16 protein-coding genes, 1 tRNA gene and 2 pseudogenes are annotated in these 19,599 nt (G+C 63.1%); 5 read left to right on the top strand and 14 right to left on the bottom strand.

From position 1 onward, the window contains the following. Positions 1-30 precede the first annotated feature (30 nt). From HJG53_RS14380 to HJG53_RS14360, 5 genes are all read right to left on the bottom strand, one after another. The gene (locus HJG53_RS14380) at positions 31-510 is read right to left on the bottom strand and encodes a glutathione peroxidase (protein WP_171131747.1); all 480 of its coding nucleotides are present in this window, start codon (positions 508-510) and stop codon (positions 31-33) included. Between the two features lie 13 nt (positions 511-523). Next, complete coding sequence (locus tag HJG53_RS14375) at positions 524-2,050, bottom strand: sorbosone dehydrogenase family protein (protein WP_171131745.1); 1,527 nt, start codon at positions 2,048-2,050, stop codon at positions 524-526. A 59-nt stretch (positions 2,051-2,109) separates the two neighbouring features. Continuing rightward, positions 2,110-3,036 (bottom strand): lysozyme inhibitor LprI family protein, encoded by a 927-nt coding sequence (locus HJG53_RS14370; protein ID WP_171131743.1) that lies wholly within the window; start codon positions 3,034-3,036, stop codon positions 2,110-2,112. Between the two features lie 33 nt (positions 3,037-3,069). Continuing rightward, positions 3,070-3,744 (bottom strand): ABC transporter ATP-binding protein, encoded by a 675-nt coding sequence (locus HJG53_RS14365; RefSeq protein WP_171131741.1) that lies wholly within the window; start codon positions 3,742-3,744, stop codon positions 3,070-3,072. A gap of 126 nt (positions 3,745-3,870) precedes the next feature. After that, positions 3,871-5,121 carry a lipoprotein-releasing ABC transporter permease subunit gene (locus tag HJG53_RS14360; RefSeq protein ID WP_171131739.1) on the bottom strand — a complete coding sequence of 417 codons (1,251 nt, stop codon included), beginning with the start codon at positions 5,119-5,121 and terminating at the stop codon, positions 3,871-3,873. A gap of 274 nt (positions 5,122-5,395) precedes the next feature. On the opposite strand from HJG53_RS14360, the gene HJG53_RS14355 reads away from it, so the two are divergent. The 4 genes and pseudogenes from HJG53_RS14355 to HJG53_RS18840 form a co-directional block, all read left to right on the top strand. Further along, positions 5,396-5,773, top strand: a complete 378-nt coding sequence (locus HJG53_RS14355) for a putative quinol monooxygenase (protein WP_171131737.1) — start codon at positions 5,396-5,398, stop codon at positions 5,771-5,773. A 79-nt stretch (positions 5,774-5,852) separates the two neighbouring features. After that, a tRNA-Pro gene (locus tag HJG53_RS14350) sits at positions 5,853-5,929 on the top strand. A gap of 146 nt (positions 5,930-6,075) precedes the next feature. Next, the gene (locus HJG53_RS14345; protein WP_171131735.1) at positions 6,076-6,354 is read left to right on the top strand and encodes a PilZ domain-containing protein; all 279 of its coding nucleotides are present in this window, start codon (positions 6,076-6,078) and stop codon (positions 6,352-6,354) included. Between the two features lie 454 nt (positions 6,355-6,808). Next, positions 6,809-7,101: pseudogene (locus tag HJG53_RS18840) on the top strand (MFS transporter); the annotation flags it as partial. 235 nt (positions 7,102-7,336) lie between these two features. Here the strand turns inward: HJG53_RS18840 and HJG53_RS14330 are convergent. Both HJG53_RS14330 and HJG53_RS14325 read right to left on the bottom strand, forming a co-directional pair. Further along, positions 7,337-10,114 carry a TonB-dependent receptor gene (locus HJG53_RS14330; protein WP_171131729.1) on the bottom strand — a complete coding sequence of 926 codons (2,778 nt, stop codon included), beginning with the start codon at positions 10,112-10,114 and terminating at the stop codon, positions 7,337-7,339. 1,093 nt (positions 10,115-11,207) lie between these two features. After that, positions 11,208-12,187 (bottom strand): annotated as a pseudogene (locus HJG53_RS14325) (IS110 family transposase). A 103-nt stretch (positions 12,188-12,290) separates the two neighbouring features. On the opposite strand from HJG53_RS14325, the gene HJG53_RS14320 reads away from it, so the two are divergent. Then, a protein-coding gene (locus HJG53_RS14320; RefSeq protein WP_171131727.1) for an IS630 family transposase occupies positions 12,291-13,230 on the top strand; the annotation gives its coding sequence in 2 pieces (ribosomal slippage) (positions 12,291-12,623 and positions 12,625-13,230; 939 coding nt in all). A gap of 162 nt (positions 13,231-13,392) precedes the next feature. On the opposite strand, the gene HJG53_RS14315 is transcribed toward HJG53_RS14320, so the two are convergent. The 7 genes from HJG53_RS14315 to HJG53_RS14285 all read right to left on the bottom strand — a co-directional run bounded on the left by HJG53_RS14315 (position 13,393) and on the right by HJG53_RS14285 (position 19,574). Further along, positions 13,393-14,112 carry a TetR/AcrR family transcriptional regulator gene (locus HJG53_RS14315; protein WP_171131725.1) on the bottom strand — a complete coding sequence of 240 codons (720 nt, stop codon included), beginning with the start codon at positions 14,110-14,112 and terminating at the stop codon, positions 13,393-13,395. A gap of 76 nt (positions 14,113-14,188) precedes the next feature. Beyond that, positions 14,189-15,334, bottom strand: coding sequence for a thiolase family protein (locus tag HJG53_RS14310; protein ID WP_171131723.1), 1,146 nt, complete (start codon positions 15,332-15,334; stop codon positions 14,189-14,191). Continuing rightward, positions 15,331-15,750 carry a Zn-ribbon domain-containing OB-fold protein gene (locus tag HJG53_RS14305; RefSeq protein ID WP_171131721.1) on the bottom strand — a complete coding sequence of 140 codons (420 nt, stop codon included), beginning with the start codon at positions 15,748-15,750 and terminating at the stop codon, positions 15,331-15,333. Before HJG53_RS14305 ends, HJG53_RS14310 begins: the two co-directional genes overlap by 4 nt. Positions 15,751-15,771: 21 nt before the next feature. Beyond that, a complete protein-coding gene (locus tag HJG53_RS14300; RefSeq protein ID WP_171131719.1) occupies positions 15,772-16,002 on the bottom strand; it encodes a biotin/lipoyl-containing protein in 231 nt (76 codons plus the stop codon). Continuing rightward, positions 15,999-16,997 carry an alpha-ketoacid dehydrogenase subunit beta gene (locus HJG53_RS14295; protein ID WP_171131717.1) on the bottom strand — a complete coding sequence of 333 codons (999 nt, stop codon included), beginning with the start codon at positions 16,995-16,997 and terminating at the stop codon, positions 15,999-16,001. The genes HJG53_RS14300 and HJG53_RS14295 overlap by 4 nt, the downstream gene beginning before the upstream one ends. Further along, positions 16,994-17,986 (bottom strand): thiamine pyrophosphate-dependent dehydrogenase E1 component subunit alpha, encoded by a 993-nt coding sequence (locus tag HJG53_RS14290; protein WP_254447796.1) that lies wholly within the window; start codon positions 17,984-17,986, stop codon positions 16,994-16,996. Before HJG53_RS14290 ends, HJG53_RS14295 begins: the two co-directional genes overlap by 4 nt. Before the next feature lie 49 nt (positions 17,987-18,035). Further along, positions 18,036-19,574, bottom strand: a complete 1,539-nt coding sequence (locus HJG53_RS14285) for an SRPBCC family protein (RefSeq protein ID WP_171131713.1) — start codon at positions 19,572-19,574, stop codon at positions 18,036-18,038. Positions 19,575-19,599 lie beyond the last annotated feature (25 nt).

Here is a 19,599-nt window from a genome sequence, read left to right as displayed (position 1 = left end):
AATCGACGCACCACAAAAGCACCGGCTAACCTAGAGTAATGATTCAATATCCTTTTCTATATCCTCGGGCTTGGTCGTCGGGGCGTAGCGGCGGACCACGTTGCCGTTTCGATCAACGAGGAACTTGGTGAAGTTCCACTTGACCGAGGTCAGACCCATCAGGCCGGGCGCGTCCTTCTTCAACTGCTCCCAGAGCGGATCGGCCCTGGGTCCATTCACCTCGATCTTGGCGAACACCGGGAAGGTGACGTCGTAGGTCAGCGAGCAGAAGTTCGCGATCTCCTGCGCGTCGCCCGGCTCCTGCGCGCCGAACTGGTTACACGGAAAGCCGAGCACTTCGAACCCGCGCTCCTTGTATTTGCGATAGAGCGCCTCCAGCCCGGCATATTGCGGCGTGAAGCCGCATTTGCTGGCGACGTTGACGATGAGCAGCACCTTGCCGGCATGCTCGCGGAGCGGCTCCGTGCCGCCCGTCGCCGCTTTCACTTCATGGTTCAGGATCGTCGCCATCTTACCCCCAAGGTTACGGCGTTGGCTCTAGCACGAAAATTTCGCCGTCGAAGTCGACGATGTACAGGTTGCTTCGACGGTCGGTCCCGAAGCTCACGATGTTGGTGTAGGTGCCGGCATTGGGCGCAAAGCTCTGCAGCCGGTCGACAAAGCTCGTGCTCGGCAGCGTCTGGCCGGCGACGAGCATGCTCCGGGGCACCGACCATAGGCGCGGGTTGATGAAGTCGGCGAAGATATAGCTGCCTTGCAGGCTGGCGATCGGACCCCGGTAGACGACGCCGCCCGTGACCGTGTTGCCGTTGAGCGGCCCCGATCCGTGCGTGTATTCGGTCACCGGCGGCGTCAGCCCCGCGGCGCTGCCGGCTCGAAAGGCGCGCGTGCCCTCCAGGATGGGCCAGCCGAAGTTCGTCGCGGCACCGGCGTCAACCGGCAGGATGTCCACTTCTTCGACCGCGTTCTGGCCGACATCCCCGATCAACAGCGCCCCGTTGTCGAAGCTCGCTCGGAATGGATTGCGCAAGCCATAGGCGAACACCTCGCGCGCGCCGCCGCCGCCGGCAAACGGATTGGCGGCGGGGATGGCATAGTCGCGGTTCGGATCGGCGGGGAAGTCGTCGCCGCGCGGATCGATACGCAGGATCTTGCCGAGCAGGCTGTTGCGGTTCTGCGCATTGTCGTTCGGGTCGCCGCCGCCCCCGCCATCCCCGGTCGCAATGTAGAGCAGGCCGTCCGGACCCAGCCCGATCCAGCCGCCATAATGATTGGAAAAGCCCGGATGCGGGATGGTGAGGATGACGTCGGCGGTGGATGCGTCCGCGAGATCGGGATTGCCGGCGCTGCGGCGATAGCGCCGGACTTCGATACTGCCCTGCTGGTTGGTCAGAAAGACGTAGAATGTGCCGCTCGCCGGATAGTCGTCGGCGGTGGCCAGTCCAAGCAGCCCGCGTTCGCCGTCAGTCGAAATCTGCGCCGACACGTCAAGGAAAGGCGTTGCGGCGGTCGTGCCGGTGGCGGGATCGAGGATGCGGATCACTCCGCCCCGCTCCACCACAAACACCCGGTCGCTGTTCGGAACCTGCGTCAGGAACACGGGCTGGTTGAACCCGGTCGCCACCCGCCGCACACGAAAGCCGCTCGCGGTCGGCACGACGGTCAGCGCAAGGTCGAGCGTCGCGGCCGCTTGCCCGTCCGACACCCGCAGCTGCACCAGATAGACATTGTTGCGGTCCTGGTCCGTCGGCGTTCCGACATCGGGCGGCGTGCGGAAGGACAGCGCGCCGGCGCCACTGACCTGGAAGAGCGCCTGATCGGCGCCGCCCGAAATGGAATAGGTCAGCGGATCATTGTTCGGATCGCTCGCCTGCGCCATGTAGATGGTGCCGCTGGCGCCGGTGGTGACGTTGGCCGTGGCCGCGGAGGTAAAGGTCGGCGGCGCATTGGTGGGCGTCGGCGTCGGTGACGGCGCGGGCCCGCCGCCATCTCCTCCGCAGGAACCCAGCAACGATGCTAGCACCAGCATCGAACACGCACGGCGGACCATAAGCCACTCTCCCGCTCCCTGCCGCGTCCATGGAACGCTGCTCCGTGCGGCGCGTCAAGTCACTCGGACATGATCCGGTCGATCTCGTCCATGCGATCCTCATAAGCGCGCGCGACGCAGCCCGGTCCGCCGCACCGCTCCCGCCGGGCGAGGAAGCGATCGCGCGTCTCACGCAGGATCGCGCGGGTCTCCGGATCGGCGGCCGCGACCGCGCTGTAATATTGCGACGCCATTTCCCGGTCGCGCGCGGCCAAGCGTTCGTCGCCGCACACCATCTGCTCGGTCCGGGTCCGCGCATTGCGGCAGTTAAAGCTCGGGCGCGCGAGCGCCGGACGGGGCCGCTCCTCCTCGACGATCTCGCGTTGCGGCGGTCGTTGCTCCGGCGTCGCACGGGCGGACGGCCGAGGCGCCGGTGCCGGTGGCGGCGCGATCACGGGCGGCGAAGGCGGCCGGGCCTCGGCGACCTGCGTTTCGGGTGTTCCCGAAGGAGTCGGCATCGGCGCGCCACCCTTCATGTCGATCGCGGCGAGCCGGTAGATGATCGGCTCCGCGCCATCGAGCTGATAGACCATGCCGCTGCCATCAGCCGCGGTCTGCGCCGCGAACTCGACATCGGCGACCAGCCGTCGCTCGCCGTTGAACGCGTCTTCGGCGCCGGGCGGCAGATCGATGATCATCCGGCCCCGGCACACCGTGACGTTCAGCGCGTCGTCGCGGCTTTTGACGACCGGGTCTTCCATGCGCACCACCGTCGCCGCGCGGAGCTTGTCGAGCATTGCGGTGCGGCCGGCGCGCACTTCCTCCGCCTTTTCGAAGGCCAGCGCCTTCAGTCGCTCATAGCTCGATTGGGAAGCGCAGGCCTCCCGGACCCGCCGTTCGTCGGCCGCCTTGCTCTCGGCCTTTGCGTCCTTGACGGTGTTGGTTTCGAGCTTCTTGCAGCCGCCCGTGGCAAGCGCGGCGACGAGGATCAGGGAAAGGGCACGCATGGCGCGGCAACGCGCGCGCGCGCGGAACTTTCCCTAGGCGAGCCGGCCCTCGTGCAGCCGCAGCACCCGGTCCATGCGCAAGGCGAGCCGCTCGTTGTGAGTGGCCACCAGCGCCGCCGAGCCTTCTTCGCGCACCAGCCGCAGGAATTGATCGAACACCACGTCCGCCGTCGCCTCGTCGAGATTGCCGGTCGGCTCGTCCGCCAGCACCAGCGCGGGCCGGTTGGCAAGCGCACGCGCCACCGCCACGCGCTGCTGCTCGCCGCCCGAAAGCTGGCTTGGCCGATGCGTCAGCCGATGTCCCAGGCCCAGCGCGCCGAGCAGCAGTTCGGCCCGCGACCTTGCCTGTTCGGGCGACGCGTCGCGGATCAGCTGGGGCAGGATAACGTTTTCCGCGGCGCTGAAGTCGGGCAGCAGATGATGGAATTGGTAGACGAAGCCGATCCGGTCGCGCCGCACCTGCGTGCGCCCGTCCCCGTCGAGCTGCGAGACTTCTTCACCCGCAATCCGGATCGAACCGCCAAAGCCGCCTTCGAGCAGCCCCACCGCCTGCAGCAAGGTCGACTTGCCCGACCCGCTCGGCCCGAGCAGCGCCACGATCTCCCCCGGCGCAACGCCAAGATCGACCCCGCGCAGCACATGGATCGTCTCGCCGCCCTGCTGAAAATCGCGGGTGAGGCCGGTGGTGGAGAGAACGGGCTGGGTCAACGCTCCACTCCGTCATCCCGAACTTGTTTCGGGACAAGGCTTCCGGCTCGGGCGGTCCGAGGGTTCGCCGAGCATCCGTCGCTACGAACCTTGTCCTGAAACAAGTTCAGGATGACGATCTCGCCATCACTCATAACGCAGCACCTGCACCGGATCGGTGCTGGCCGCCTTGAACGCCGGGTAGAGCGTCGCGAGGAAGCTCAGGCCCAGCGCCATCAGCACGATCGCGGTAACCTCGACCGGATCGGTCTTGGCCGGCAGCTCGGTCAGGAAGCGGATCGACGGGTCCCAGAGATTCTGTCCCGTCACCAGCTGGACGAAGTTCACGACCGACTGGCGGTAGAAGAGGAACACCGCGCCCAGGATCAGTCCGGCGACGATGCCGACCGCCCCGATCAGCGTGCCGATCGTAACGAAGATCTTGATCAGCCCGCCGCGCGTCGCCCCCATCGTCCGCAGGATCGCGATATCGCGCGTCTTCGCCCGCACCAGCATGATCAGCGACGACAGGATGTTGAACACGGCGACGAGCACGATGATCGACAGCACGACGAACATCGCGACCCGCTCGACCTGCAGCGCCTCGAAGATCGTCGCGTTCATCTGCCGCCAGTCGGTCAGCAGGCCCTTGTTCGCGACCACCGGCAGCAGCGGCCGCAAAATCTCGCCGACATGATCGGCATCGGTCGTCTGCAGGGTGATCATTGCCACGTCGTCGCCCAGCATCAGCAAAGTCTGCGCATCTTCGAGCGGCATGATCACGAACGCCTTGTCGTAATCATAGACGCCGACCTCGAAGATCGCCGCGACGCGGTAGCTGACGATGCGCGGCACCGTGCCGAACACGGTCGTTTGCCCCTGCGGGCTGATCAGGCTGATCGAGCTGCCGACCCGCGCGCCGAGCATATCGGCCAGCCGCGCGCCGATCGCGACATTGCCGCTGCCGGGCGTCAGCGCCTTCAGCTCGCCGTCGAGCACCTTGCCGCGCAGCACCGCGTTGGCGCGGATGTCTTCCACCCGCATCCCCCGGGCGAGCACGCCTTCGACCCTGCCTTCATAGCTCGCCATCAGCGGCTGCTCGATGAGCGGCAGCGCTTCCGTGACGCCGTGCGTCTTCTGCGCCTGAGCGAGGATCTCGCGCCAATTGGGCAGGCGCCCGCCATAGCCCTGCACCACGGCATGGCCGTTCAGGCCCACCACCTTGTCGAACAGCTCGGCGCGAAAGCCGTTCATCACGCTCATCACGATGACGAGCGCGGCGACGCCGAGCATCACCGCGACGAGGCTGATCGAGGCGACGAGGGCGATGAACGCCTCGCCCTTGCCCGGCCACAGATAGCGCCGGGCGATCATCCGCTCATATCGGGACAGGATCATTTTTTTGGGAACCGGAGTGGATAGGCGGGGTCCGTCTAAGGGGCGGCCGAAGGTGGCGCAAGCCATGCTGTTGCGCGGTTGCCACAGGTTCGCGCAATTAACATGAACGCCGGATAAACGCAGATGACTCTTCCGGAATGCTACCGTAGTTTTCCGGTCGTTCGAAGCTCAGGCTAGTAAACGGCCGTGGTTCGGGGAGAGCAGTCGCTCCATCGGGTCTCTTGAAGGGGAGCTGACCCAGATGTCGAGCGACAGCTTTCAAGGGGGCTGACGATTGATCGTCACGCGGGTGCCCGGGTCGGAAACGACTCGGGCATTCGGCTTTCAGGAGAAGATGCACCGCATGATCATCGTCCATGGCCACGCCCGTCTCGCCGCCGGCGAGTTGCAGCGCCTCGCAACCGAACTGCGCGCGCAGGTCGAAGCCACGCGCGCCGAAACCGGCTGCCTTCATTACAGCTTCGCCATCGATGCACTCGATCCCGACGTGATGCGGATCAGCGAGATCTGGGCCGACTGGCCGGCGCTCGAAGCACATTTCCAGGCGCCCCATATGGCGACGTTCAACGCTGCTCTTCGGGCCGCTCAGGTGCTGGAGATCAAGGTGGACGCCTATGACGCCGAGCACCGCCGCACGCTGATCGGCGGCTAAAGCTTGCGTTTAGGAAGCGGCCGCCATAAGGCCGCGCGCCTGGGCTCGTGGACCTCTCCGGTCGATGAGGCTCTCTGGTCGGGGCGTAGCGCAGCCTGGTAGCGCATCACACTGGGGGTGTGGGGGTCGCAGGTTCGAATCCTGTCGCCCCGACCAAATTCCTCTCCGCACAAGCCCGGCCCGAAGCTAAGCTGAAGGTTAACATCGATACCGTAAGGATTCGTAATCCGGGACGGCAAAAAGCTTACAGGGCAGCAACCGACCGCTCGATAATTACCCGCTCCTATTGTCAGGAGAGGCTGATGTTCGTCAACAAACTCAAATCGTTCTTCAGCGGCGAGTTGGCTGCCAATGACGAGGGGACCGTTCCCGAACTCTCGACTCCGGAGGTGTTGGACAAGCGCGCAACGCCGCGCAGCCGCGTCTTGCTGAAAGCGACAGCCTTCGTGGTCGAAGGACGCGCCGACGCCACCGTCCGCAACGTCTCACGGTCCGGTATCATGGTGGAGACCGAAGCGAAGCTGGTGCCGTCCCAGCTGGTCGGCCTGAGCATGGACGGCAAATCCGCTGGAATTGGCTGAAAATAGCCAAAGTTCGCACTTCATTTTAAGCATTTTGAGCGCCATACCGCGCCGAGTGGGGCGATGATCAGCCCCCCTTCCCTGCACCCTTCAAGATGGAAATGAAGTGTAGCGCCTTGAATCTCGGCCGAACGAGCGACCTCACGAATGTCAGGAGTTGGCCGATACCAGAAGGTCCGATTGGACTGATCGGAGTGACAGCAGACGTTCATCTGGCCTGGGTGGGCATGACGGGTTCCGCGTCGTGACTGAGAACGGGGCTTTGGAGACGTCACATCAGTGCTCTGGCACGAGCGAGTTGGCTGCACCCGGACCGGGACCCGCTGAACTCATGGCCTATTTGATCCTTGCTCATTCTGGGGCGAACTCACCGCGTTCCCCGTAGCTGATCGTAATCCCATAGCCGGCACCCTATGGGCTTGGCATAGACGCTATCAGCGCTCATCTGCAGCGCATGGCTGAACCAACGCCGAGCTCGCCATTATCAATCCCCGTCTTCCGCGCCGTTTGGATAGCCAGCATCGCCTCCAATTTCGGCGGCTTGATCCAGTCCGTCGGCGCCTCGTGGCTAGTCTAATGACGCCGCTCACTCCCTCGCCGCAGATGGTTGCGCTTGTCCAGGCCTCCACCGCGCTCCCCATCCTCCTCTTGTCGCTCTGGTCAGGGGCGGTCGCCGACGATCGCGACCGCAGGCGCGTGATGCTCGCCGCACAGGGCTTCATGCTTCTGGTGTCGATTAGCCTAGCGCGGGACTACAACGACCGCAGTATTGCACGGCTACGCTGCTGCAGGGGCCGTCCACGCCATCACGTCAATCGCATTCAGAACGCCTCGGACGGTGCTCGTTCGGTTAATTTAAGCGTCCAGAAATCCTCCAGCGCGAACCGAGTTGCGAAGGCGCGGCGCTAGAGCGCGCTGCCGCCTAGTCAAAGAAAAAGGAGCGATGGCCTCCCACCGCTCCTCCTGTAGTTTCGCTTAGCCGTTAGAACCTGCCGCGCACCGTGACGCCGTAGGTGCGGGGCTCTGCGAGGAAGCTTGAGAACAGCTGATTGGCGACGGTGCCGAACGCCTGCGTCTGGGCGATGCTGCCCGCACCCTGGAACGGCGTGTTGAACGCCACCTGCTGATAGTTCACGTCGAAGATGTTCTGGCCCCACAGCTCGACGGCCCAGCGCTGATCCGGCCCACGAATGCCGACACGGGCATTGACGAGCGTGAATGCCTCTTGGCTCTTTTCAGGGAACAGGTCAGATCCGGTGTTGAAGTCGGATGTGTTGCGGCCGTCAATGTAGAGCAGCCCGCTAAGCCCGCTCGCGCCCAAGTCCGGCGTGTAGGTGAAGGACGCAGTCACGACGCTCTTGGGCGCGTTCGACAACTGACTACCGGGCAACAGGAACAGTGCGGGGCTCAGCGCCTCGCCCTGTGAGCTGCCAACCAGGTTCTTGCGATAGCTGGTGTCCGTATAGGTGTATCCGGCCGTGAATGCCACGTTGCGCGCCGGGTAGACGGCCGCCTCGATCTCGACGCCTTGCGAACGCACACCCGGCTTCGTCTTGCCGGTGCAGGCACCCGTCGCAAGGCTGGCATCCCGGTCGGCCCCACCGAGATCATCGCTGCACGAGGCGATGTTCTGGACGATGAAGATCGATCCGTTGAAGGTGTTCAGCTGGAACGTCTTGAAGTCCTGCCGAAACGCCGCGACGTTCAAGTTGAACTGACGCGTGCTGTACTTCAGGCCGATCTCATAGGCATCGACCTTTTCCGGCTCGAATTGCAGGCCGGCCGCATCCGCATTGCTGCGTGGACCGAACACGCCGTTGGGCCCGCCCAGATCGGAACGATCCAGGTTGAAGCCGCCGGCCTTATAGCCCTTCGAATAGCTGGCATAGGTGAGCAGGCGCGGGCTCGGCTTCCACGACAGCACCGCGGTGCCGGTCACTTCGTCTTCCTCGCGGCTGCTGGTCGGGTTCAGCGTATTGAGCTGCGAGCTCGAGTTGCCGGTGCAGGTCAGCGTCACGATGCCGCCGACTAGTGCGCCGAGCGCCGGGTTAGCAAGCAACGGACCAAGGGCGGCCTGCTGAACCGGGCAGATGGTGTTGTTGTTATTGAAGGACGCGCTGAAATCCTTTTTCTCGTGCGTGTAGCGCGCGCCGAGCGTCAGACTGAGCGTATCGGTGATATTGAAGATGTTGTGCGTGAAGGCAGCGAAGTTCTCACTGTCCTGCCGGTAGATCGCCAGCTGGTCGCCTACATTGTTGACCGTGCTGAGGCGATCGATGCCGGCCACGACCAGCGGGGTCGCGGCGCCGAAAGCGGGGGTTCCGCCCGGCAGCTGGCCCAGCAGTGTCGCGCGGCCGCCCGCACTCAAACAGCCCGGATTGGCTGCGTTCTGCAACGCGGCATTCGGGTTGATCGTTGCGACGATCCGGCAGGCGGCAAAGGCGCCATATTGCGAGCCGAACTTGATGTTGTCGTGAACGCGCAGCTTTTCGTTCGTGTAGAAGCCGCCGATCAGCCAGTCGAGCTTGTCCTCGAACAGCGAACCCTGCAGCCGCAGCTCCTGGGTGAAAGTCTTGAACTGACGAAACGAATTGCCGTCGTCGGCGCGATAGGTAAGGTCCACCGCCGAATAATCGACGTCGCCTGCGCCGCCGGCCTTGTATTGGCGATAGGCCGTGATCGAGGTCAGGGTCGCGCCGCCAAAGTCCCAATTGACCTCCGCCGAGCCGCCATAATCTTCGGTTTCGTTGCGGAACGTCCGGCCCGGCGAAATCTCGACCTGCCGACGATACGGGTTCTGCGGCGGATAGGTAACCTGTCCTCCGGCGCGGCGAAGGATATCGACGATGCGATTGGTGGGGCTGAGCGTGACGTTGCCGTCGGGATTCGTGTTCGCCGCTTCCCCCGTGCGGGTCGCGTCGAACGTTTCCTTGGTCGCGACATATACGGCGCCGCAGCAGCTTTCATCCCGCTTGGTATAATCCCCGATCAGGCGGACGCTGAGATCGTCGTTGGGCTCGAACAGGAGCTGGCCGCGCAGGAAGTAGCGGTCGCGGTCGTTGACCCTCGCTTCGCTACCGCCTGCCTGGGTGACATTGCGGTAAAAGCCGTCGCGCTTCACATAAACGCCGTCCAGGCGGAAGGCGAGCGCTTCGGTGATCGGGCCGGTGACGCCGAAGGCACCGCGGATAAAATCATAGTTGCCGTAGGTCAGCTCTCCGGTCGCGCCGAAGTCGAACGACGGCTTCTTCGTGACGATATTGATCAGGCCGGCAGAGGCGTTGCGGCCGAACAGGGTGCCCTGCGGACCGCGCAACACTTCGACGCGCTCGACTTCGCCGAGCTCGTTGAGGCCGACGCCCGTCCGGCTGCGATAGACACCGTCGATGAATACGGCGACCGAGCTTTCGAGGCCCGGATTGTCGCCGACGGTGCCGATGCCGCGGATACGGGCAGAGCCGTTGGCTTCGCTACCGGTGGACGAGACCAGCAACGACGGCGCAAGCTGGTTCAGCGAGCGGATGTCGGTGCCGCCGGAGTTCTGCAGCGTTTCGGCAGTGACAGCGCTGACCGCGATCGGCACGTCGGAGAGCGGGCTCGCCCGGCGGGTCGCGGTGACCACGATGTCGCCAGCATTCATGGCGCTATCGGCAGCAGCGGCCGCGGTATCGGTCGCAGCGATGCTCGTCGCTTCCTGGGCGAAAGCAGGCGAGGTGATCGCGCAAAGGGCTACCGACAGCAGCCAGGCTGACTGTTTCATTATCATCTTCTCCCAAAACTTCTCTGTTGCTTGGCCTTTAGAGTCAGCGTCGCTCAACATCTACAGTGTGCGTTTAAATCCGCGGCATTTTCCCTTGGGAATGTCGTGTTTTTGCAACAGTATCTGTACGCTTTGACATTGACGCTACGGCAGCGGGGAGATGAAAAATGGGTGTCGAAGCAATTGGTGGGCTGTTATTCCCGGCGAAGGACCCTGATGCGCTCTCCGCGTGATATAAGAAGAAGCTCGGGATCGGCGCCGGCTGCGACCCGACGGGCCCGGGAGCCCAATGAATGGATTTGGAAAACGGTGGGCGGGGCGATGGTGTTCGGACAATTCCCTCAGTTGCCCGAGCATTTCGCAGCCAATTTGAGCGAAGCATGATCCTGCCCCGCCTTTGGAACGCGAGTCGAGCTCATCAGACCGAGTCCGCCTTTTGGCGACTGACACGAGGTTACTGCGCGCCGAAGCAGGTTTGGGCATCGTATTCCCGAACCTGCCGACGCTGATCGACCGCCCCCGGAGAGTGAAGCCTAGCAGCAGCAGATCAAATGCACGCAACTGTTCCTCGAGGCTTTGCCAGCTCCCCCGGGCAAAAGCGGGTCACTAACAAGTCGGCGGCGCTATGGTGAGGCTCGCGCCTGCGGACCGGAATTCTTGCTGAACAGCGACCAGATCTTCCCGTCGTCTGGGCGACCGCATATAGCAATGAGATTGCACAATCCGGTAGCGATGGACGCCCTGTTGTCCTCAAGCCTTATCCGGTGGAATGACTTGCGAGGGCACTTAGAGCGGGATGACGCTTTAGTGAATCGAAAGTGGATTCCCTTGGGCGCGGAAGTCTGATTCATATGTGGACGCCCCCTTTGGCAAGGGCTTTTGTCGGGGTGTGTTGATCGGTTGCTTTCATATGTCCGGCCTGTTGGTGCGGTCGGGTGATTGACCGCTGGCCCTGATGGAAATCCGCTGGCGAGGTCCCTGGACAGGCTGACGCGCTGGTGAGGCGCATTGAATCAGACGGGTTTGCCGCGCCATTGGCTCGATCGTTACACATCATCGACTGCCGCTACCAATTCGAATAGGGGGCTTTCCTTCAGGCGACGGCCGCTTGTGGGCGATAGACTTCACCACGGGTCAGCACGACCCAAGCGATCCTTGCCAGCTTGTTGGCGAGCGCGACCGAGGCAAGCCGGAACGGCTTCTTCTCGAGCAGCTTCCTAATCCAGTTGGCCATCGGCGTCGTCTTGTCCTTGTTGTGGCGCATGACGGCGGTCGCGCCGACGACGAGCAGCCTGCGCAGGTAGCGATCCCCCTGTTTTGAGATGCCGCCGAGCCGTGTCCTGCCGCCGGTCGAATGCTGTCGCGGGGTGAGCCCGAGCCAGGCGGCGAACTGCCGGCCTGATGTGAACTGCTCGGGATCGGTCACCGTGGCGGCAACGGCGGTCGCGGTGACGATGCCGACGCCGGGGATGGCCGCGAGCCGGCGGCTGGCCTCGCTCGCCATGTGCCATTCCATGAGCTGCCGATCGAGGGCGCCGATCTCTTCGGTCAACGCCATGATCTGGCGCACCATGATCGACAGCGCAGCGCGGGCATAGGGCGGCAGCGCCGTCTCGTCGGCCAGCGCCTGCTCGGCAAGCTTGGCAAGGTTGGCGACGCCGGGGTTCGCGACCAGCCCGAGCTCGGCCAAATGCGCCCGCAGCGCGTTTGCGCCATCAGAATGCCTTGCTGCTCGACGGTCTTGACGGGCACGAAGCGCATCGTCGGCCGGCCGACGGCCTCGCAGATCGCCTCGGCATCGAGCGCGTCGCTCTTGCCGCGCTTGACATAGCCCTTCACGTAGGACGGCGGCATCAGCCGGACCTCATGGCCCATCGCGGCGAGCGTGCGAGCCCAGTGATGCGCCGTCGCACACGCCTCCACCCCGATCAGGCAAGGCGACAGCTTCGAGAAGAACGGCAGCATCTGCTTGCGGTGCAGGCGCTTCGTCAAAACCGTCGCGCCCGTCTCGTCGGCGCCATGCGCCTGAAACACGCTTTTCGCCAGATCGAGCCCTATCGTCGTGATCCTCATCGTAAACTCCTCTCCTGCGGGTGACCGAACCACAATACAGCCGCGGCTCAGTGCGGGGGCGTCCACATCATCAAGCTGCGGGCTGGGTTGGAAGCCGGCAGCGATGACCCGACCTTATTCGATGGATTTGCGTGAGCGGGCCGTGGTGCGGGTGTTTGCCGGCGAGAGCGTGCGTTCGGTGGCGGCGAGGTTGAGCATCAGCGCGGCGAGCGTGGTGCGCTGGTCGCAGCGGCATCGCCGGACGGGCAGCGCCGCGCCTGGCAAGATCGGCGGGCACCGGCCATCGGTTCTTGCGGGTGGGCACCGCGACTGGCTGCTCGAGCGAGCGCGGAGCGACTTCACTTTGCGCGGTCTGGTCGCCGAGCTCGCGACACGCGGGGTTAAGGTCGACTATGTGCAGGTCTGGCGCTTCGTCCACCCCGAGGGGCTGAGCTTCAAAAAAAAGCGTTCTACCCGCCGAGCAGCTTCGTCCAAAGGTCGCCGGGCGACGCGCGCAGTGGCGAAAATATCAGGGCCGGCTTGATCCCGCGCGCCTCGTCTTCGTCGACGAGACTTGGGCTAAGACCAACATGGCGCCGTTGCGCGGCTGGGCGCCGCGGGGCCAGCGGCTGCGGGCGAAGGTCCCTTATGGCCATTGGCGCACGATGACCTTCCTCGCCGCCCTGCGCCACGATCGCATCGACGCGCCGTGCGTGCTCGACCAGCCGATCAACGGCACGAGCTTCTTGACATGGGTCGAGCAGTTCCTCGCGCCCACCCTCGCGCCAGGCGACATCGTCATCCTCGACAATCTCTCCAGCCACAAACGCCCTGCCGTCCGCCAGGCGATCCGCGCGGCCGGCGCAAGGCTGCTCTTCCTCCCGCCCTACTCGCCCGACCTCAATCCGATCGAGCAGGTCTTCGCCAAGCTCAAGCACCTGCTGCGCGCCGCCGCCGAACGAACCAAGGACGCCACCTGGCAGCGCATCGGCAGCCTCCTCGACCGCTTCCCGCCTGCCGAGTGCGCCAACTACCTGACCAACTCAGGCTACGGTGCAGCCTGATGTCATCCCGCTCTAGTAACGACGTGTGTCAACGCGTTCACGTTCATGCATGCTATTTATGCGGCGCCTTGCAAGACTGACGGTGTTGCCGGCCGGTGGCCGTTTACAACTGTCTCGCGCGAGCATTGTTCTGGAGCAGACGACCGTGTCCCGAACCGGCGTTCAGGAGCCTCTGGAAAAGCCTGAGTAGGCCAGATTCCTGATAACCGGGTTCTCAAATGCCGGAACCTTGCCCGTCTCCGCCATGCGAGTCATCATCGCTCTCGCCGTTTCATAGACTTCCCCTCTCGTAGCCGCCATCGCACTGAGCAGCACGATCTCCGCAAAACGGAACAGATATTCTGCGTCCTCTACCCTGCTAGTGGCCCAGTCCATGATCAGGCCATATTCCATGTTTGCCATGTTTCGCGTCAGATGTTCAACGTCGACCCAGTTTTGAAGCTGCCCCACGTCGCGGAGATCTTCCAGCCACTCCCTGGTGTTGCCAACAGCCATTTCCTGCAAGATCTGGCGCAAGTCCGCACCGGTTCCCGGGGCAAAGTAGATCGTCGCCACCGCCTTGGCATAATTGCGGGCTTTGAGATTGCCCCGGTTCAGCATCATGGCGCGATCGAGCAGGCCCGGCAGCGTTCTGTCGGACGTCTTGAACTTCACGTTCTGACGAACCGCATCGTACACTTCGCGAATAGCCACGCCGATCAAACGGTCGCGGTCGCCATAGGCGTTATAGAGCGTCTTCGGAGCTACATTTGCCCGCCTGCTCAGCTCGCGTATGCTGAACCCTTCCAGCCCCTCTTCATTGATGAGCTTGCGGGTTTCGTGAAGGATCCGCCGGCGACGCTCGGCCATCCCGGGACTGTCGTAAGTCTTCTGGATTTTCAACGGATCACCCTATCCGAGCCGGCACGTTCGCACCGGCGACCACGCGGTTCTGGCCGCATAATGATCAACGTGCCGTTTACGCTCTCTCGAGGATGGCGACCGCAGACAGGCCAGGTGCGCCATACACTTGGGAATAGGCCAGCCTGGCCCCTTCCACCTGCCGATTGTCCGCCTTCCCCCGGAGCTGGAGGACATTTTCATAGACTTGCCGCAAGCCGGAGGCACCGATGGGCTCGCCACACGCGATGCACCCGCCATCGGTGTTGATCGGCAACTGCCCGCCAATCGCGGTGTATCCGTCGGCAATCCACTGTTCCTGCTCCCCATCGCGGCAAAAGCCGTTCTCGGCCATGTGCATGATCTCCGCGCCGCTTTCGGTATCCTGTATCTGAGCGACGTCGATATCTTCAGGGTCGACGCCGGCATTCTCGTATGCAGCCCGGGCCGCCAGCACGGTGGACGTTTCGCCGCGTTCGACCGAGAGCGAGGGGGAAAATACCTCGAAACTATTTTCCGGCCGGGTCCTGATTGCGGCCGCCCGGAGCTTGACATGCGTGCGCCCCAGCTCGCGCGCCTTCTTCTCCGACGCCAGGATCAGCGCTACGCCCCCTTCCGAAGGGCTGCAGAACATATATTGCGTCAGCGGATCGCTGATCATGCGCGAATTCAGCACGGCATCGGCATCCATAGGGGTGCGACGCCATGCATGGGGGGTGCGCGCGCCGTTCTCGAACGCCTTAGCCGCGACCCGCGCCAGCGTCCGGGCGGAAATGCCGTGATCGTGCATGTAGCGCTGGATCTTCATGGCGAAGAACTGGGTGGTTAGCATCATACCGATTTGGCCATACCATTGCGGCAGACCGTACCTGTCAGGATCGGGATTGAACGATCCGCGCGGATGCTTGTCAAACCCGACCGCCAGGGCCGTGTCGAATTCCCCGGCCTTGATCGCCCAGTACGCAGACAGGACGGACGATCCGCCGGTGGCACAACCATTAGAGACATTGATGAACTGAATTCCGGTCAGGCCCATGCGGGGCAGCACCGCATCTGCATTGCCGGACGCCGACGAGCCGCCAAAGGCAGCCTGAACGTCGTTCCATTCGATCCCCCCGTCCTCGAGCGCCAGTCTGGTAGCATCGACCCCGAGATCGAGGCCCGTCTTGCCATCGTGCCGGCCGAAGGGATGTGCGCCGACACCGATCACATAGACATCATTCATGACTTGCTGCTCCCGTTGGCCGGTACGAAGGCGTAAATCGTCATTTCCGCCCCATCCTTGGTGGGGAACGACATCGGCACACAGTCCATCGACATTCCGATCTGGAGAGCTTCAGCATGGCCCGCGATCCGGCCCTCTATCATAATCTCGTCCCCGAGGCGGACATAGCCGACCGCGAAAGGCTGATACCCCTCCGGGCTGTTTATGCCCTCGAAAGGCGGATCCTTCGGCGGGATGCGCTGGATTGTATAGGTCCACAAGGTTCCGCTCGACGGCAGCTCGACCGGTTCGTGGTCCGCCGCTCCCGCTCCTTGAGGCATGGGAAAGACAATCTTGCCGGTGTCACGGTTCCTGAACGCGACGATGTGGACCTTGCCGCCCTGATCGCCAACGAAAATCTGGTTGCGCATCTGCATGCCGCCCTCCTGTGCCGGTCCTCAAGTGATCCGCGCGATCAGCGCACCGACCTCATATTCGGTATCCGGTTCGCCGATGATCTCAACCTGCCCGTCCGCCGGCGCTTCAACCTCGGTCGTCGTTTTGTCGGTCTCCACCGAATACAGCGGCGCGCCCTTGGTGACCTGATCGCCGTTCTTGACGTGCCATTCGGAGACCGTGGCGGTTTCCATGCTCATCCCGAGCTTGGGGATGCGAACTTCTACGCTCATCGATCTGCTTTCTTTTCGGTGGTGTCGCGCGCCGCCTGGACGATGTCCGCGACGCTGTAAAGGAAGGCGGTCTCCAGCGATTTCGCAAACGGAACGGGAGAAGCGTAGGAAGCAACCCGCCGGACGGGGCCCGCCAGATCGCCAAAAAGTTCTTCGTGGATGCGCGCAGAGATCTCAGCCCCCGCACCGAACGGGCGGACCGCTTCGTGAACGATCACCGCGCGCCTGGTTCTGGCGACTGAGGAAAGGACGGCCTCCTGATCCCACGGGGATACGGTGCGAAGATCGATCACTTCGGCGTCGATGCCGTCCTCTGCAAGTTGGCCGGCAGCCTTGAGGCAATCGCCGACGCCGCGGCCATAAGTGACGAGCGTGATGTCATCGCCCCGCCGCACGATCGCCGCCTTGCCCAAGGGTACGCGGTACCCCGGCTCGGCGGGGGGTCCGGTCATCCCGTAATGCGTGATGTTCTCGATTAGGATAGTCGGATCTTCGTCCTCGATCGCCGATCGCAGCAGGCCGTAGGCATCGGCCGGATTCGACGCGGTGGCAATCTTGATCCCGGGAACATGGGCGAACCAGGCTTCCAGCATATCCGAATGCTGGCCCCCAAACCCCACGCCCGCGCCGGTCGTCGTGCGCACCACTAGTGGCACGCTGGTCTGGCCGCCGGACATGAAACGCAGTTTGGCAGCGTGGTTGACCAGTTGATCCATGGCGACCGTAATGAAGTTCATCAGCATGATTTCGGCCACTGGGCGCATGCCGGTGATCGCCGCGCCGACCGCCGCGCCAATGATGGCCTGTTCCGAGATGGGAGTGGAGCGCACGCGGCTAGTCCCGTATTTCCGCGACAACCCCTTGCTGACCTTGAATACACCGCCGCCCTGCTCGTCGGCAACATCCTCGCCGAGCATGATTACGTTCTCGTCATCCGCCATGGCGTGATCGAGCGCTGAGTTCAGCGCTTGGGCGAAACTGGTCTTCTCGCTCATGCAGCCTGCTCCGTCGCGTAGATATCGAACCGGATATCGTCCGGGTCGGGCGGCTCGCTATCGAGCGCGAAGGCCACGGCGTCGTTGATTTCGGCATCTACCTCTTTCTCGATCCGCTCGAGATCGGATTCGCGTACCTGCCTTTCAATCATCCACTGCCGCAGCTTGGCCATACTGGCTCGTTCTTCTGCCGCGTGGAGATCCTGCCTTGACACGTAGCTGTAGTCTGCCCCGAATATATGCCCCAGGAGACGGAAGGCGCCTGCTTCAAGCAGGGTCGGCCCGCCGCCGGCGCGCGCACGACCGACAGCCTCATTCATCGCTTCGTAAACGCTGGCAGGGTCAAGCCCGTCACAGAAAATCCCCGGCATGCCATACGCCACCGCCCTATCGGAAATTCTGGAGACCGACGTGCCGGCAGCCAACGCGGTGTGCTCAGCGTACTGGTTATTCTGGCACAGAAAAATCACCGGCAGCTTCCACACCGAGGCCATGTTTAGCGCTTCGTGAAAGGCGCCGATGTTGCTCGCCCCATCGCCAAAGCTTGCCACGGCCACGCGGCTTTCGCCGCGGATTTGCGACGCCATCGCGAGACCATTGGCAATCGGGAGGCCCGAACCGACGATACCCGTGGTCACCATGACGCCGGTTTCGGGATGGGTGATGTGCATCGGCCCCCCCTTGCCCTTGCAGGTACCCGTGCGCTTGCCGGCGAACTCGGCCCACAACAAGCGCGAGGGGATACCCTTAGCCAGCGCATCGTGGAGACCGCGATAGGTTGTCACGAGGTAGTCGTCCTGCCGCAGCGCGGCCATCGCGGCCGCGGCGATAACCTCTTGCCCACGGACCGGATAGTAGGCGACCGCCAGCTCTCCATTCGTTAGCATCGCCCGAAACCGCTCGTCCGTTCGGTTAATGAGGTATGCCTTTCGATAAATCGTCCGCGCCAAATCTGGCCCGAGGGAAGGCGGAGACACCGGCATGCTCATGAACTCTCCTCGCATTCTGCTGTTCGGCGGTGGGTCGAATCTCGCGGGTTCAGAAGCCCAGCCATTCGTCGAGACTGGCATGAAAATGGCGTATCTTCGTTTCCTGATACTCCGCCAGGGTGATCCGGCCTTCTGGAACACTACGTAAGCCTTGCTGCACCGCGCGCAGGTTGAGCTGGTCTTGGTTGAATACCTTGGCCAAGCTACCGAGCTCCGGGGCTTCCAAGTAATCCTCGTCGATATCCAACCAGTGAATCTGTGCGGGAGGTGGACGATCCTGGCCCGCGGGCACCGGCAGCATGAACATCACTTCGTGAATGCACTGTTCCGGGTTGTCGCCATCGGGGCGGAAGCGGTAAAAGATCGGATTGAAGCAGCCCCACGGACTTATGTTGGGAAAGATGCTGTAATAGATGGAGTCCACAAGTTCCGCGTCGCACACATTATCGATCTCATCGCCCATCAGCGGGCGCAGTTGCTCACGCCGTGCCGCGGCCCGTCTCGCCCTTGCATCGGCGACTGGCAACGCACCGTAGAGATGCTTGGCGGCTTGCATGTCCGGCGTCAGCCTACCGCCGAACCAGTTGCAAATGTGCAGATCGGCGTTTGGCAGTTCGCCCTCGAGGGGTTCCGCCCTTGAATTGAAGATGCCGCTCCGCCCGTCCTTTCTGGTCAGACGGATGCGGTCTTCTTCCAGCCGCTCATAATAGTCGCCTGTGATCGGGTGACGAAAAGCGGTAAATGGGGTGGTGTCGCTATGTGGTTCACCGGCGAGTTCAGCCCCGACATGCGGGCTGGCTATTCCCTGAGGGGAAATCGCCCGCGACAAGGTGCCGAAGCTGTCATACTGCGAATTGGCATCACCCATCTCCATAAGAAGCGTCGGGTGGGTCGCAACCACGTGATAGGACTCCATGAAGGCTTCCTGCGCGATCTTCCAATTGCATGGCAGCTTCTTGGCGACATGAACCGCTTTGTAGCGCCGTTCGAAGGGAAGCGTGGTCCAGTGCTCGTCGATATCTCCGAGGAACGCTTCAAGCGGCTCTGCGTCGGGATCAGGGTTTATGAACACGAACCCACCCCAACGCCCGGTACTCACCTTGGGCAAGGAGTGAGATGCTTCGCTGACGCCCGGGAAGTCCCAGTGGCAGGGGACTTCCCTCAGCTTGCCATCCAGGTGCCACGACCAGCCATGGAACGGGCAGCGGAGCACCCCAAGCCCCTTCTTGCACCCTTCAATCAGCCGTCGGCCGCGATGGCGGCAGGCATTTGGATAGGCCGAAAATTCGTCCGCGCCCGTCCTGACAATTATGTAGGAACGCGACGCGATATCGTAGCTCAGCGCATCGCCCACCCTCGGGATATCGTCTTCGTGACAGGCAAGCTGCCAGACGCGGCTCCAGAGTTTCTCGACCTCGAGATCGTGGAACTCACGGGCAAAATAGCGGTCCACGCCGACCGAGATCGGAGCATGATCGAGCAGGGATTCCTTCTTGAGCGAAGCTGGCACAACTTTGGAATCCGACTCTAAAAGCTCCTGGTAAGACAGGCCCCGGGATCGCTTCGTACCTGTTAGCGTCTCAACCATCGTTCCACTCCATCGACATCATGGA

It is taken from the genome of Sphingomonas sp. ID1715 (genome assembly GCF_013044515.1).
Classification (GTDB): domain Bacteria; phylum Pseudomonadota; class Alphaproteobacteria; order Sphingomonadales; family Sphingomonadaceae; genus Sphingomonas_B.
The sequence above is the reverse complement of the archived record's forward strand: the minus strand, read 5'-3'. Positions and strand labels throughout refer to the sequence as shown.

Bases quoted from the DNA above. Each gene is read 5' to 3' on its own strand.
- HJG53_RS14380 (WP_171131747.1), bottom strand. From the start codon at position 510: ATGGCGACGATCCTGAACCATGAAGTGAAAGCGGCGACGGGCGGCACG.
- HJG53_RS14375 (WP_171131745.1), bottom strand. From the start codon at position 2,050: ATGGTCCGCCGTGCGTGTTCGATGCTGGTGCTAGCATCGTTGCTGGGT.
- HJG53_RS14370 (WP_171131743.1), bottom strand. From the start codon at position 3,036: ATGCGTGCCCTTTCCCTGATCCTCGTCGCCGCGCTTGCCACGGGCGGC.
- HJG53_RS14360 (WP_171131739.1), bottom strand. From the start codon at position 5,121: ATGATCCTGTCCCGATATGAGCGGATGATCGCCCGGCGCTATCTGTGG.
- HJG53_RS14345 (WP_171131735.1), top strand. From the start codon at position 6,076: ATGTTCGTCAACAAACTCAAATCGTTCTTCAGCGGCGAGTTGGCTGCC.
- HJG53_RS14330 (WP_171131729.1), bottom strand. From the start codon at position 10,114: ATGAAACAGTCAGCCTGGCTGCTGTCGGTAGCCCTTTGCGCGATCACC.
- HJG53_RS14310 (WP_171131723.1), bottom strand. From the start codon at position 15,334: ATGAATGATGTCTATGTGATCGGTGTCGGCGCACATCCCTTCGGCCGG.
- HJG53_RS14305 (WP_171131721.1), bottom strand. From the start codon at position 15,750: ATGCAGATGCGCAACCAGATTTTCGTTGGCGATCAGGGCGGCAAGGTC.
- HJG53_RS14300 (WP_171131719.1), bottom strand. From the start codon at position 16,002: ATGAGCGTAGAAGTTCGCATCCCCAAGCTCGGGATGAGCATGGAAACC.
- HJG53_RS14295 (WP_171131717.1), bottom strand. From the start codon at position 16,997: ATGAGCGAGAAGACCAGTTTCGCCCAAGCGCTGAACTCAGCGCTCGAT.
- HJG53_RS14290 (WP_254447796.1), bottom strand. From the start codon at position 17,986: ATGAGCATGCCGGTGTCTCCGCCTTCCCTCGGGCCAGATTTGGCGCGG.
- HJG53_RS14285 (WP_171131713.1), bottom strand. From the start codon at position 19,574: ATGGTTGAGACGCTAACAGGTACGAAGCGATCCCGGGGCCTGTCTTAC.